Raw genomic sequence first — 13,907 nt, forward strand, 5'->3', positions numbered from 1 at the left:
TCACGTCACATAGCTGCGCACCAATGCCCCGGCGATAAGCGACCAGCCATCGGCGATGACGAAGAAAGCCAGTTTAAACGGCAGCGAAACGGTCGCAGGTGGCACCATCATCATCCCCATCGACATCAGTACAGCAGCGACGACGAGGTCAATGATCAGAAACGGCAGGAAAATCAGAAAGCCAATCTGAAAAGCGCGGGCTATCTCGGACAGCATGAAGGACGGCATCAGTATAGACAGTGGAGCTTCGGGCGTCAGGGAAAGGGTGTCGCCGCCGGGCCGAAGGGCGGCCATGGCATGAAACGTATCCGGGTCCAGCCGGGCGGCCATGAATGCACGAAACGGTTGAATCGCAAGTTGCAAGGCCGGTTCAACGTCCATGGTTTCTTCGACCAAGGGTTCGATGCCGGTGGTCCACGCTTCGGAAAAAACAGGTTCCATGACGAAGTAGGTCAGGAACATTGCAAGGCTTACGATCAGCATGTTGGGCGGCGATTGCTGCAACCCAATACCCTGCCGTAGTATAGACAATACGGTGATCAGAAACGGAAAACAGGTGATCATGATCGCCAACCCGGGCGCAAGGCTCAGGATAGTGATCAGCAGGATCAGCTGGATCGATCGCGCCGAAATTGAGCCCCCCTCACCCAGCGAGAGAGGGACCTCCTGCGCCGCAGCCAAGGATGGGGACAGGGTTGCCAGCGCGATGACCAGCCAGAGCAATACCCGCATCAACCGATCCCGTTCTGCAAATCCGCGATCTCGGTCAAACGCACGGCAAGCTGCCCGGCCTGATCGCCCTCCAACTCCTCAAGAAGGCCCCGAGCAACCAATTGGTCACCGACATAAAGCTCAACCGGATCATCAATCCGTTTGTCTAGTTTCAGCACAGCGTTCTCACCCATGTTCAGCAGATCGCGGATCAACGGGCGCGCGCGCCCGACCGAGACCGTGACCTCAATCGGGACGGCCTCAAACGGGTTGATTTTTTCTGGTTTGTGGAGGTCACTCATTTGCTAAAGCCTTTTTTGCCTCAAAAACATACGCGTCGAATGCCGCGGCGATCGAAGTGAGCAGGCTGCTGCAATCCAACTCGCGTTGTGATGTGCCGACCTGCAAGCGGGCCCGACCGGGTTCCAGCGCTGCGTGCTCGCGCACGCGGGTGGATGATGACAAATCTTGCGGCAACAACGCTTCCACTTCAGCTACGCGGCCTTCAGGTACAAAAATCTGCATTGGTTGATTGATCTGTTCCTGCGCCATTTCGCATAGCTGTTCGACCAAACGGGCGGCGAAGCCACGGTTTAGTGTCTCGGGAAGGACAACATCCACCAAGCTCTGGAACATCGGTTCCAGTGACAGGGACATTCGGGTTGTGGCTTCCTGATAGGTGAAGGACATGTCCTCCAGCGAACGTGCCAATTCGTCTGAAACCCGCCCCCGGCTTTGCTCCTGTGCCTGAACAGCGTCTTCCCAACCCGCGCTATAGCCTTGCTCGAAGGCGGCTAATCGTTGTTCCTCCAGCGCGTCCTCGTCCAGAAGGTGCAACTTGCTGTCGTCGGGCTGCAGTTTGAAGTCTTCAAGAAGATGGGCAATCGACATCACACACGCTCCTCACTTTCTTCGAGCCAGCTGCGAAGGATCTCTACGGTTTCTTCCTGCTTGTCGCCGATCATCTCCCGCAAACGGTCGACCGGGTCTTCGCCAATCTGAGCGCCCAGTGCAGGGATGTCGCCGTCGGACACGTGAACAGGTAGCGATTGGAATGGCCCACTTTCGTCGAGCGCAATCTCACCGGTCAGAAAATCATCGGGTTCGGGGATCGAATCAGTGGTTAACAACGCGGGGGCGGTCACAGGGTTTGTCAGGATCGGTCGGATCACGAACAAACCGAGGACGACAGCAACAATCGCAAGTACAGCCATTTGAATCAGAGACATCGCATCAAAATGGACTTTCTGCCAGATCGACGAAGACGCCAGCGTCCCTTGCGGTTCGACCGCAGGCAGATCAAGTGATTTGAGGGTGATGACATCCCCACGCTCGGCGTCGTAACCGACGGCCGATGCGACAAGTTCCCTTAGCGCCTGCAACTCTGCTTCGGGCATTGGTTCAAAGGTCTCAACCCCAGCGGCATCTACCGCTTGCGTGCCATTGACCAGAACCGCAACCGTCAGACGCTTGATAGCACCGGGAGCGTTGTGAACCTCAAGTTCTGTCTCCGAGACCTCATAATTCACCCGCTCACGCGTTTGCGTGGCCGTGGAGTTTGATTCGTCGCCACCAGCCCCATCGCCGTCCGGTAGATTCGAGGCCACGGTCACATCCGCAGATTGGTTACGGGCGCTGTCCGAGCGTTCTTCGATGTCGGTGCTGATGGCGACGCGGCTATTTGGATCAAAGCGGCGTTCGCGGATGGACTCTGTTTTGGTCACCGTATCGACACTGACTTCGACCACTGCATTTCCGGTCCCGACGCGAGCCTCAACCAGCCGCATGACCCTTTCGCGCAACTGGCGCGCCTTGTCATCGGCTGTATCCGCCGCAACCGTTGTTTCCTGTGCCCCAATAACCGTCCCGTTCGAATCGATTACCGTAACCTTCTCGGGCGCCAAACCACTTACAGCCGACGCCACCAGAAACCGGATGGCCTTGGCCTGGTCCGACGTGACCTGCGACCCCGAAGGTACCAGATAAACCGACGCTGTCGGGGCCACGTTTCGCTGAAACGGGTTGGCCGACCCGTTGGCAATATGCACGCGCGCCTGACTGATATGAGGGCTGCCAACGATGGTGCGGGCCAGTTCACCTTCTTTGGCGCGCCAATAGGCGGCATCGAACATCTGCGACGTCGTGCCGAAGCCGCTGAGCGTATCCAGCAGTTCATAGCCTTGATTGCCATTTGCGGGCAGGCCTTCGCTGGCCAGAGTCAGGCGAAGCTCGTCCCGCTGTGATCCGGGCACATAAATCGAGCCGCCCCGAATTTCATAGGAAACCCCGCGCTGATCCAGCGAACGGACAATGTCTCCTGCCGCACCGCTTTCCAGCCCGGCATATAAAAGGGTCATCGATGGCGCTGTCACCAACCGCGACATCGCAAGGACCCCAAGAAAAACCAGCACAACTGCGCCGGCAACGATAATTTGTCTACGCCTGTCCAAACTTGCCCAGACAGTTCCGATCTGCTGCACGCTCACCTCCGACTCGCCGACATTCTGCCCGGCGCGTCCCCTGTTTGGACGATTGCCCTTAACAATCGGTTAGTTCCTGCCGGGTTATGACGATTCCGGAACCGACAAATGAGGACGTCATGACTGACGCGACTGCAGAACAGGCAGAGACACCCGTAAAAAGCGGGAAAAAAGGAATGATTATCGGGTTGCTTCTTGCTGTGGCCGGGGCTGGCGGTGGGTACTTTGTGACCACGTCCGGGATGTTGCCATTCGGCGGCAAGCACGTGATGGAAAACGCCAGTGGGCTAAATGAGACTGAGCCTTTGAAGGTGTTACCGAACGTGGACTTTATCGACCTTCCGCCAGTGGTCGTCTCGGTAAAAGCAGGTGATTCGCGGCATCTGAAATTTCACGCTCAGCTAGAGGTGAACAGCGACTACATAGACGATGTCGAAATGATGAAACCTCGCATCATGGATGTCCTGAACGGATACCTGCGCGCTGTTGAGATGTCGGATTTAGAGGATTCGCTGGCCCTCATGCGTATCCGGGGGCACCTGCTGCGGCGCATTGAAATCGTTGTTGGAGAAGGCCGCGTACGCGACGTTCTCGTCATGGAATTCGTTTTGAACTAGGAGGCGAAATTGGAGCTGATTGCAGATATTTTGCTGGTCGCTGGCGCACTTGGTGCGGGTCTTTACTGTTTCGTGCTGTCCCGGCGGCTCAGGCGCTTTACTGATCTGGAAAAAGGTGTGGGCGGCGCGGTCGCCGTACTGTCGACCCAGGCAGATGAGTTGAAAAAGTCATTGGACGCAGCACGTGATGCCTCGGACCGGTCAGGCGCGGTATTGAAAGACCTGACACAGCGCGCGGAATCGGTTGCCCAGCGACTGGAACTGATGATGGCGTCCATGCATGACGTCATCCCACCAGAGGATGAGCCCCCGACGCCGACCGTATCACCGACCGCTGAAAAAACAGAAGAGGTCGAGGCAGAAATCGAAGATGCGGTGGAACATAATACGGTGGAAGTGGACGAAACTGGGGAAGAGGTCGCAGACTTCGCGGAAACAAACGCCCCCGAATCGCCCGAGGCCAAACGGTCCGATGGTTTGATGTTCTTCCGGCACAACCGGTTGCAGGGCGAGGCATCAACATGACCCGCCAGCAAAACGAGCGCGCACGGGGTGGTGTGCTTGCTGTGATTTCGTTGCTCATGATTGGGTCTGCCGCCATTCGGCTTGGGTTGGAGGCAGGACCAGCATTCGCAAAAACGACCGAACCTTCTGCCCCATCCACCAAACAAGAGCGGGTGGATATGCCCGGAGCGCAAGTTTTACTCACCGAGCTATTGCGTCGAGAGGAGGCGTTGAAACAGCGCGAAGCGGCGGCCCTGGATAAGCAGAAAGCGTTGGATATCGCGTCTGAGGCGATCGAGAAAAGGCTGGCTGCCTTGCAAGAAGCCGAAGAATCCCTGCGCGCGACGCTCGCCCTTGCAGAAACCGCCGCCGAAACGGATCTGACGCGCCTGACGGATGTGTATCAAAGCATGAAACCCAAAGATGCCGCTGCCTTGTTCGAAACAATGGACCCAGACTTTGCTGCCGGGTTCCTGTCGCGCATGCCCCCGGACGCGGCAGCCGGCGTGTTGGCCGGGCTGAGGCCTGAAGCCGCCTACACGATAAGCGTCATTATGGCGGGGCGAAATGCGGCTGCGCCTCAGGAATAACATTTGAACCCCGCACAGGAACTTGACGGAGATCACCCATGATCGGAGTTATCGGAATTGTCATCATTTTCGCAATGGTGTTCGGCGGCTATCTGGCGGCGGGCGGCACGATGACCATCATTATGAAGTCGCTACCGTTTGAAATGATGATTATCGGCGGCGCAGCCGTCGGTGCCTTTATGATCAGTAATGACTCGAGTGCCGTAAAGCACACGGTCAGGGATATGAGAAAAGTCTTCCGGGGACCGAAATGGAAGCCCGAGGACTACCGTGACTTGCTGTGCCTGCTGTTCTCGCTGATCCGAATTGCCAAGGCGAACCCGGTGGAGGTTGAGCACCACATAGAAGACCCTGAGAACTCGTCGCTGTTTTCGGCCTATCCGAAAATAAAAGCCGACAAAGAAGCTGTTGACCTGATTTGTGACACGATGCGCTCGGCTTCGATGAATTACGACGATCCGCACCAGGTGGAAGAGGTTTTGGACAAACGGATGGAGGCGAATTTCCACCGCGCAATGCACCCTAGTCACGCCTTGCAGACGGTTGCGGATGGTTTGCCCGCCTTGGGTATCGTTGCGGCGGTTCTGGGTGTGATTAAAACGATGAGTTCGATCGACCAGCCGCCAGAGGTCTTGGGCAAGCTGATCGGGGGCGCGCTGGTGGGGACCTTTCTGGGCGTGTTCTTAGCTTACGGTCTGGTTGGTCCGTTTGCGGGTAAGTTGAAGGCGGTTGTTGAAGAGGACAATCATTTCTACCAACTGATCAAAGAAGTTTTGGTCGCAAATATGCACAACCATAACGCCGCCATGTGTATCGAGGTTGGGCGTCAGAACACGCCCACTCATAACCGTCCCGGCTTTACCGAGTTGGAAGAGGCATTGAAACAACTCAAGCAGGCGGCAGCATGAACCGGTTCGCATTAATTACTGCTGCAATGATCGCGGCGGCCTCGGGGGCTGCAGCGAAAGACTTGACGGTACGCTCGGGCGAGCATGAAGGTTTCACCCGACTTGTTGTCCACGTGCCGCAAGACACCGGCTGGGTTCTGAAACACACGAAAAACGGCGCACGGCTGCATGTCGCTCTCAAGGATGCAACGTATGACACCAGCTCGGTTTTTCGGCGCCTGACGCAAGACCGGCTGACCGCCATGTCTCAGGCAAAGCCCGGCGCGGCCCTTGAATTGGAGTTCGGTTGCGATTGTGTCGCGTTGGCCTATCTGTTCAAGAATACAATGATCGTGATTGATATCGCTCCCGGCAGCTTGCCGCCTTCGCTGATCAGCGATGTGCCCCTGCCGGTTTTGCCCGAAAACCGGAAACATGAACCTGCACCTGGATCGGAGCAGGCCTTGGACACGTTGGCTTTACCGCTGTTGAACCAGAACGCAAACGGGTTTGAGGACCAGCTTTCGACCCGTCTATTGCAAGGCGCGGATCGGGACATTATCGATCTGAACATTGCGGCGGTTGGACCAAGGGCCTCGACCAGCAAGCAAGAGGTGTTTTTACCATCTGATTTGGAGATGAACATTCAGGTTACGTCTATCCTGGACGATCTTGAAGGTCTTCTTGGGCCGGATATCCCCGAGTTGAAGAAACGTCGCGACTGTGTGTCCAGCGACGAACTGGCGTTTGAAGATTGGTCAGATGGCAGACCATTCGCCGTACAGGCCGCATATCTTAGGTCCGAATTGTATCAGGAGTTCGACACCGTTGATACGCATAAGGCGATGGAACTGGCAAAGCTTTATGCCTATTCCGGCTTTGGCGCCGAAGCGATGACGGCCCTGAATTTACTGGCTGACCAATCACTAGAAACTGATCGTGTCGCCGCCATTGGGCGTGTTCTGGATAACGGGCCTTTGACCGAAAACAACCCGTTCGCCGGGCTTCAGCGATGCGACAGTGATGCAGCCCTTTGGGCGGCACTGACCGAAGGGCACCTGCAAGAAGACGCCAATCTGACAGCGATCGAACAAAGCTTTGTCCGATTGCCTGATCACTTGCGGCGCCATGTTGGTCCGGCACTTTCCGATATTCTGGTAGATGGAAAGAAACTGGAGGCTGCGCGGCGCGTATTGCGCTCGGTTGATCGCGTCAACACTCAGACGAATGCGAGCCTTGCGCACGCCAAGGCAAGTGTCGCATCCGCTGAAGGGGATGCCCCAAAGACCGAAGCGTTGTTGACCGAAGCCATCGAAGCCTCGGACGCCACGTTCGAGGCACCCATAGCGTTGGCGCGATTGGTGGACAAACGTTGGCGTGAACGTGGCGCGATCTCGCCCAAAGAACTGGAATTGGCGGACTCCTACACGGTTGAATTTCGCCATGCTGACATTGGCGAAATGATGCAACGGACGCACGCAGTCGCGCTTAGCCTGGGGCAAGAGTTCGATGCCGCATTGGATGCATTGGCCGAGCTTCCCGAGGACGAGGATACCGCGGACGCATTAAACCGCGTGGTGCTTATTCTTACGGAGCGGGCAGAAGATGCCACCTTTTCGCGCCGTATTCTGGCTTTGCCGCAAAAGCAAGCCGACCAGCTTACAACTGATACAGCCATTGCTGTTGCGAACCGGCTGACCGAACTTGGATTTTCAAGACAGGCGCGGGCTTTGGCAAATCGGCCTCAGGATAGGCTCAGAACAGACGAGCTAGCCCGCGTGCGCGCCAGAGCAGCGCTTTTGGACCAACGCCCGCATCAGGCATTGCTTGAGCTGGAAGAGGACCACACAGAGGAGGCGATAGATTTGCGAGCCGAAGCTTTACAGGCCGCCGGTGAATTTGCCGCCGCGGGGGCCTTGATGCGTGGTGCGGGCCGTACGGATGATGCAAGCCGGTTCTACTGGCTGGCCGATCAGACAGACGAGGCGGAGTTGGCGCAGAGCGAAAAGTTCGATCTGGTCATCAAGTCGACGCTGGGCTTAACCGCCGAAGTGGGTCGCTTGCCGGACACTCCATTGGCTGATGCGGAAAACTTGCTGAGAGACAGCGCGGAGACCCGTCAAATGATTGCTGACCTTTTGGGAACGCTGGTTGAGAACTGAGTCTGGCTGTGCATCCCCTAATCCAGCGGTTAATCGACATATAGGGAAAAGACAAATCCGTGCGTCAGGGCTCAAAGATCAATGGTGACAGATCAGAGAATCGCGAGCCCGGCGCGACCCAACCCAAAACAACATCCCGGATCGCCTCTGCGCGCGCTAGGCCAATGACCGGCACCGCAAACTCCAGGTATTTGTCGATCACCTCATCCCGCTGCATCGGTGCCTCAGGGCCGCCTCGCGCGTGGACGTCTTCGGATTTTAGAACCTGACCGTCCGTGGTTTCGATCGTGACATCGGCCCAGCGGCCCACGGGGAAACGGGTGTTGTGGCGGTCCGTTTCGGTCACATGGATACGGGGAATAAACTCGGCAATCGCCGGATCCGACAAGCCAGAGCCCGAAATATGCTCTACGCCGATCCGGCCATGGATGGCTTGCGCGGCGACCGCGAAAGGCAGCGAGTATTGCGCTTGAGACGTTGTTGCGGGCATCCCGGCATACAAACATGCCGCCTGATGGAATGTATTGATTTGAACAGATCGAATCTGCGTGTTTGTCAGGTTGTTGTCCCGCATCACCAAACGCACTGCATCTATTGATGCATGGGCCCAACGACAAATCGGGTACGGTTTCACATATTGATGCTCGACCTGCCAGAACTGGCCCAGATCAGCCCAATGAGTTGCTGCTGACTCTGCCTCGATTGTAATAGCGGGTGCCCCGGTAAATCCGCGTTCGGCCAGGATCGCGGCGGAAAGACCGACCATCGCCCCCCATCCCGACCCGTCATGCAGCATCGTTGGGTTGGCGATCTCGCGCATCATCTGGCTGCGGGGACCGTGATATTCGGCAATACCCATCGCCTGACGCAGTTTGTTCGGCGTATGGCCCCGTAGCCGAGCGGCCATTGCGACCACGCCCAACGCATTCCACGCACCTGACGTATGATAGTCGCTCACCGATGCGTGCAACGACAGCCCGGCGCGCCCGGCGATTTCGTACCCGGTTATCACGGTCGCCAGCGCGTCGGGGCCTGTCAGATCCGGGCAATGCTCGGCCAGTGCAATCAGCGCTGGCAGAACCACCACGCCAATATGCCCCTTGGTGGGTTGATAGCCGTCATGGCCGTCCAAATTGTCGATCTGTGTCGCCCCTGCAAAAGCCGCCCCGGCCATGCTGACCGAGCGGCCATCAAAGGCCATGCGCGCGCTAAAACGCGCGTCTGAACTGGCATAAAGCAGCGCGGCCGCATCGCGCGCGATCACCCCGGCCTCCATCGGGCCGGATGCGATCAGGATGCCCATCGTATCCAGCATCATCAGCGCCGCCGCCTTTTTGGCGCTGTCGGGCATCTCATCCGCGCTACGGTTCAGGGCAAAATCTGCAACGCTTGAGAAGACCCCGGCCATCAGATTGTCTCGGCCACCGGCTGAATGTTACGTAGCTTAAGCCCCTTGGGATCGAATGGCGGTTCCGCGAGGATTTTCGCCTTGTGCGGTTTGCCCAGAATAAAGACTTCGACTGTATCGCCCGGACCCGCCACTTTGGGGTCAGCATATCCAATGGCCAGAGATTTACCTACCGAATACCCATATGCGCCCGACGTCACGCGACCGACGGGGGTGCCATCGGGGGTAAAGATCGGCTCCCCTCCGGTCGCGTCAGCCTCAACCGTCTCGACCTCGAAAATCGACAGGATTTCACGGGCGGGGTTATCCTTGATGGCGAGGTAGGCCTGCTTGTTCAGGAAGTCCTTATCCAGCTTGATCAGGCCCGCTAGCCCAACCTCCTGCGGCCAGTATTCCTGAGAATACTCACGCCCCCATGAGCCATAGCCTTTTTCGATGCGCAAGGATCCCAGTGCGCGACCACCCACAGGACCTCCGCCTAGGTCTTTAGCTGCATCAATAAGCGCGGAATAGAGCCTGATTTGATCACTCTCGGCGCAATGCAACTCCCACCCCAAATCACCTGTAAAGCTAACACGGATGGCGAGGCAGGTGACTCCGGCAACATCGATCACCCGAGATCGCATGAAACGGAACCCTTCATTCGACAGGTCCGCATTGGTCAAGCGCTGCAAAAGATCGCGCGACTTGGGTCCGGCGACGTTGACGCCAGCGATACGGTCAGTGGCAACTTCGAACGTGGTGTCGCTTGGTAGGTCGACCATATTGAAAAACCGCTGATGATAGCGTTCGGCCATGCCCGAGCCGATCATCATGTATTCGTCTTTAGCGACCTTGGTGATGGTAAAATCGCCAGCCACACCGCCGCGAACCGAGATCAGGGGCGTCAGACATGAGCGTCCGATTTCGGTTGGCACCCGATTTGCGACCAAACGATCCAGCCAGTCATGTGCACCGGGGCCTTTGATCACGTAGTTGGCGAAATTCGAAATATCTATGACGCCAACATGATCGCGCAGCATCTGCACCTCACGACCCACAGGCTTCCACCAGTTTTGGCGGGTGAAGCCGTTGGTCTCGGTCGTGCCGGGCTGATCTGCGAACCACAGCGGATGTTCCCAGCCGCAATTCAGTCCAAACACGCAGCCCATTTCTTTTTGCATTTCATAGGCCGGGCGAACGCGGGCAGGGCGGCCGGCGCTGCGTTCTTCGTTCGGGAAGTGAATAGCGAAACGGTGCGTATACGCGTCTTCGACACGGGCCTTGGTGAACGCCTTATCGGCCCAGTCCCCAAATCGGGCCAGATCCCAGGCAAACATATCGTATTGCGGCTCACCCTCAATCATCCATTGTGCCGACAGCAAGCCTAGGCCGCCGGACTGCGAGAAGCCGGGGATGATACCTGTGCAACAGAAGTAGTTCCGCAACTCGGGCACCGGTCCCCAAATCGCATTGCTGTCGGGTGACCAGATCATCGGGCCATTGATTACCCGTTTTACCCCTGCGGTTGCCGCAACCGGAACCCGCTCAGTGGCGCGGATCACATTCTCCATGATCCGGTCCAGATCGTCAGGAAACAGATCATGGGCAAAGTCCAGCGGGGTACCGTTTTCTGCCCAGAATTTCATGTCCTTCTCATAGGCGCCGATCAGCAACCCGTTGCCTTCCTGACGGAAGTAGTATTCGCCGTCACGGTCAGCGATTGAGGGCAAGCGACGGCCCAGAGACGCAACCTCGTCAATTGCCTCGGTCACGAAATACTGGTGTTCGGTCGGTTGCAACGGCAGCTCGATCCCGGCTAGCGCTGCAACCTCACGCCCCCAAAGGCCTCCGGCATTCACTACCCATTGCGCATGGATATCGCCTTTCTCAGTACGTACGATCCACGAGCCATCAGGCTGCTGTTCCGTCCCTATTACAGGGCAAAACCGCTCAATCGTTGCCCCGAGCGCACGCGCACCGGCAGCGTAGGCCATTGTCACGCCTGAGGGATCCACGTTGCCGCCATCGGGTTCGTACATGATGCATCGGATGTCATCGAACTGTGCCAGCGGGTGCAGCTCTTTCGCTTGCTCACGGCTTATCTCGTGGAAATTCAGGCCATAAAACCGCGCCTTGGCTTCTTGCAGGCGCAGTTGGTGCTCGCGATCCTCTGTCTGGGCCAAGTACAGTGAGCCGGGTTGGAAAACGCCGCAGCCTTGCCCGGTTTCCTTTTCCAACTCCTTGTACAGGTTCATTGTGTAGTGCTGGATGCGGGTGATGTTGTTATTGTCGTGCAGCCCGTGGATATTCGCCGCCGCGTGCCAGGTCGACCCCGAGGTCAGCTCATCACGCTCCAGCAAGACCACATCGGTCCAGCCGAGCTTGGCCAGATGGTAAAGGATCGAGCATCCGACCAGCCCTCCACCAATCACAACGGCCTGTGCGTGGGTTTTCATGGGGCTTTCCTCCTGATCGTGTGCTTGCGTGCCCGTTCAGGAAAGTCAGCCACAGGTCACGGCCAGCTTATGCTCTGTTCCCGACGCGAAATGTCGGGAACAGGCGCAGAGGTCCGGTTTCTGTGGAGTTATCTTTTTTGGTTTGTCAGTCAAAAAAGGCTGGCCTGGCATATTTCCGCCGAGTCCCCCGTGCCCCCACTTGAAATAAACTGTTAATGTTCCATCTTTGTTCTATACAGTCAGAGGAACATCCGATGGCACAACACACGCAAAGCACCGCCTTGGGCGGCCCGTCAAACGACTATCACCTGCTACCCGTTACCGACCGACAGATGCGCTATGCCCGCGCCATCGCCAAACAGTCCGCGTTGGAAATTCCTGTTGAGGCGCAGCGCGACCGTAAGTCAATGTCGGCTTGGATTTCGGCGCACAAACCGCATGACCCGTCACCTTTCGCCAACTATCCCACAGGCAAACAGGTCGCTTTTGCCGAACGTATCTCGCGCAGCAAACGTAGGCCGATCCCGTCCGAGTGTTTCCGCGACAAGCACGCGATGTCCATCTGGATCGACCGCAACAAGTAAGCAGTCATTGCCTTTTGTGATCGCGCGCGTAAATCCCGACAGCCGCGGCGACGAACAGGCCTAACAGGATGTAACCGGTAATCGCCTCGGCCACGGCCAGCCCACGACACAGCCCCGCAGGACGCAAGTCGCCGAAGCCCACCGTCGTAAAGGTGACGTATGAAAAATACAGGACATCGGATGGCCCTTTAGCGCCGACAACACACAGGTCGTAATACCCGAACGAGCCGTAGACGGCGGCAAACAGGAAGGGGACGACTTGTATAAAAGATATCCCCATCAGTAAAAGCTGGCGCTTTGGCGATTTGACCTGAGTCATTGAGTACCAGGTCTGCGACACCAGCCAGATCATCAGCAGTATCGTTGTCGCCGTACCGATCTTGTCGCCGGCAGTCGTCTCACTCAGACGGGACAGACCAAACCAGGCGACGAAGCTGACAATCACCAGGCCAAGCGCGGCGACCAGGGTCGACTTCCACTCTTCCAGCGTTTTTGGTTCGCGGCGCATGATACCTCCGGTCGGGTGATACGGGTATGATGATCGGCTTTCCGACCCGCCCCTGCAACCTTGTTTATCAGTGCCTTAGTCGGTGCCCAGATGCTCGTGTCCGCGCTGGCGTGCCAGGGCGATCTGTTTCTGCCGCTCGCGAAAGCGCATCTTGTCGGCCTCGGATGTCTCATGAATGCAGTTGTGGCACGACACACCATGTTCGTATTCAGGGCGCTTCATGTCTTCGGGCAGGATCGGACGGCGGCACCCGTGACACAGGTTGTGCGGGCCTTCGACCAGCCCGTGCCCGACCGAGACACGATTGTCGAATACAAAACACTCACCCTGCCAGGCGCTGTCTGCGGCAGGCATTTCTTCAAGATAGCGCAGGATGCCACCCTTCAGGTGATACACATCCTCAACCCCTTGGCCCAACAGAAAATTCGTCGACTTCTCACAGCGGATGCCGCCGGTGCAGAACATCGCGACGCGCTTGTTATGGAACCGATCCTTATTCTCCGCCCACCAGGCCGGAAACTCGCGGAAACTGGCTGTTTCAGGGTCTATTGCGCCTTCAAACGTACCAATTGCCACTTCGTAATCGTTGCGAGTGTCGATCACCACAACATCGTCTGAACGGATCAGATCGTTCCAATCCTCGGGGTCGACATAGTGGCCGACGCGGGCACGGGGATCGATATCCGGCTGGCCCATTGTCACGATCTCTTTCTTCAGGCGGACTTTCATCTTGCCAAAGGGTGGATGATCGGCGGTCGCCTCCTTCCATTCCAGATCGGCACAGCCGGGCAGGGCACGGATATGTGCCAGTACCGCGTCGATCCCCCCTCGTGGCCCGGCAATGGTGCCATTGATCCCCTCTTGCGCCAGCAGCAGTGTGCCTTTGACCCCTTGCGTGCGACATAGCTGTATCAACGGCTCGCGCAGGGCAGCGTGGTCGGGGAAACGGGTGAAATGATATAAGGCGGCAATCGTGTACATGTGCGCGGTCTAAACCCGCGCTGAAAGAGTCGCAAGG

The 13,907-nt window shown here is 57.4% G+C and carries 14 protein-coding genes; 6 read left to right on the top strand and 8 right to left on the bottom strand.

Going from position 1 to position 13,907, the window contains the following annotated elements; genetic code table 11:
• The 4 genes from fliP to fliF are packed head-to-tail and all read right to left on the bottom strand — an operon-like array spanning nt 1 to nt 3,191.
• On the bottom strand, nt 1-732 hold the full coding sequence (gene fliP / locus AVO44_RS10855; protein WP_068336685.1) for a flagellar type III secretion system pore protein FliP: 732 nt from the start codon (nt 730-732) through the stop codon (nt 1-3).
• On the bottom strand, nt 732-1,013 hold the full coding sequence (locus AVO44_RS10860) for a FliM/FliN family flagellar motor switch protein (protein WP_068336688.1): 282 nt from the start codon (nt 1,011-1,013) through the stop codon (nt 732-734). The genes fliP and AVO44_RS10860 overlap by 1 nt, the downstream gene beginning before the upstream one ends.
• Nucleotides 1,006-1,602 carry a FliH/SctL family protein gene (locus AVO44_RS10865; protein ID WP_068336690.1) on the bottom strand — a complete coding sequence of 199 codons (597 nt, stop codon included), beginning with the start codon at nt 1,600-1,602 and terminating at the stop codon, nt 1,006-1,008. The genes AVO44_RS10860 and AVO44_RS10865 overlap by 8 nt, the downstream gene beginning before the upstream one ends.
• Entirely contained in the window at nt 1,602-3,191 is a 1,590-nt protein-coding gene (fliF, locus tag AVO44_RS10870) for a flagellar basal-body MS-ring/collar protein FliF (RefSeq protein ID WP_068337316.1), read from the bottom strand. Before fliF ends, AVO44_RS10865 begins: the two co-directional genes overlap by 1 nt.
• 119 nt (nt 3,192-3,310) lie before the next feature.
• On the opposite strand from fliF, the gene AVO44_RS10875 reads away from it, so the two are divergent.
• From AVO44_RS10875 to AVO44_RS10895, 5 genes are read left to right on the top strand one after another with little or no spacing between them, the layout of a single operon-like run.
• The gene (locus AVO44_RS10875) at nt 3,311-3,808 is read left to right on the top strand and encodes a flagellar basal body-associated FliL family protein (protein WP_082677485.1); all 498 of its coding nucleotides are present in this window, start codon (nt 3,311-3,313) and stop codon (nt 3,806-3,808) included.
• 9 nt (nt 3,809-3,817) lie between these two features.
• Nucleotides 3,818-4,333 (top strand): hypothetical protein, encoded by a 516-nt coding sequence (locus tag AVO44_RS10880; protein ID WP_068336695.1) that lies wholly within the window; start codon nt 3,818-3,820, stop codon nt 4,331-4,333.
• Nucleotides 4,330-4,902 (top strand): MotE family protein, encoded by a 573-nt coding sequence (locus tag AVO44_RS10885; RefSeq protein ID WP_068336697.1) that lies wholly within the window; start codon nt 4,330-4,332, stop codon nt 4,900-4,902. Before AVO44_RS10880 ends, AVO44_RS10885 begins: the two co-directional genes overlap by 4 nt.
• A 38-nt stretch (nt 4,903-4,940) precedes the next feature.
• Nucleotides 4,941-5,810, top strand: a complete 870-nt coding sequence (motA, locus tag AVO44_RS10890; protein WP_068336699.1) for a flagellar motor stator protein MotA — start codon at nt 4,941-4,943, stop codon at nt 5,808-5,810.
• A complete protein-coding gene (locus tag AVO44_RS10895) occupies nt 5,807-7,951 on the top strand; it encodes a hypothetical protein (RefSeq protein WP_068336702.1) in 2,145 nt (714 codons plus the stop codon). Before motA ends, AVO44_RS10895 begins: the two co-directional genes overlap by 4 nt.
• 64 nt (nt 7,952-8,015) lie before the next feature.
• Here AVO44_RS10895 and AVO44_RS10900 read toward each other — a convergent pair whose 3' ends face one another.
• A complete protein-coding gene (locus tag AVO44_RS10900) occupies nt 8,016-9,359 on the bottom strand; it encodes an MmgE/PrpD family protein (protein ID WP_068336705.1) in 1,344 nt (447 codons plus the stop codon).
• On the bottom strand, nt 9,359-11,797 hold the full coding sequence (locus tag AVO44_RS10905) for a GcvT family protein (protein ID WP_068336707.1): 2,439 nt from the start codon (nt 11,795-11,797) through the stop codon (nt 9,359-9,361). The genes AVO44_RS10900 and AVO44_RS10905 overlap by 1 nt, the downstream gene beginning before the upstream one ends.
• Nucleotides 11,798-12,051: 254 nt before the next feature.
• Here AVO44_RS10905 and AVO44_RS10910 point away from each other — a divergent pair, with 254 nt between their 5' ends.
• Nucleotides 12,052-12,381, top strand: coding sequence for a hypothetical protein (locus AVO44_RS10910; protein WP_068336708.1), 330 nt, complete (start codon nt 12,052-12,054; stop codon nt 12,379-12,381).
• Between the two features lie 4 nt (nt 12,382-12,385).
• Here the strand turns inward: AVO44_RS10910 and AVO44_RS10915 are convergent, their stop codons facing one another.
• The gene (locus tag AVO44_RS10915) at nt 12,386-12,889 is read right to left on the bottom strand and encodes a potassium channel family protein (RefSeq protein WP_068336710.1); all 504 of its coding nucleotides are present in this window, start codon (nt 12,887-12,889) and stop codon (nt 12,386-12,388) included.
• A gap of 75 nt (nt 12,890-12,964) precedes the next feature.
• Nucleotides 12,965-13,870, bottom strand: coding sequence for an oxygen-dependent tRNA uridine(34) hydroxylase TrhO (trhO, locus tag AVO44_RS10920; RefSeq protein WP_068336712.1), 906 nt, complete (start codon nt 13,868-13,870; stop codon nt 12,965-12,967).
• Nucleotides 13,871-13,907 lie beyond the last annotated feature (37 nt).

It is taken from the genome of Ruegeria profundi, from assembly GCF_001507545.1.
In the GTDB taxonomy this organism is placed as follows: Bacteria; Pseudomonadota; Alphaproteobacteria; order Rhodobacterales; family Rhodobacteraceae; genus Ruegeria; species Ruegeria profundi.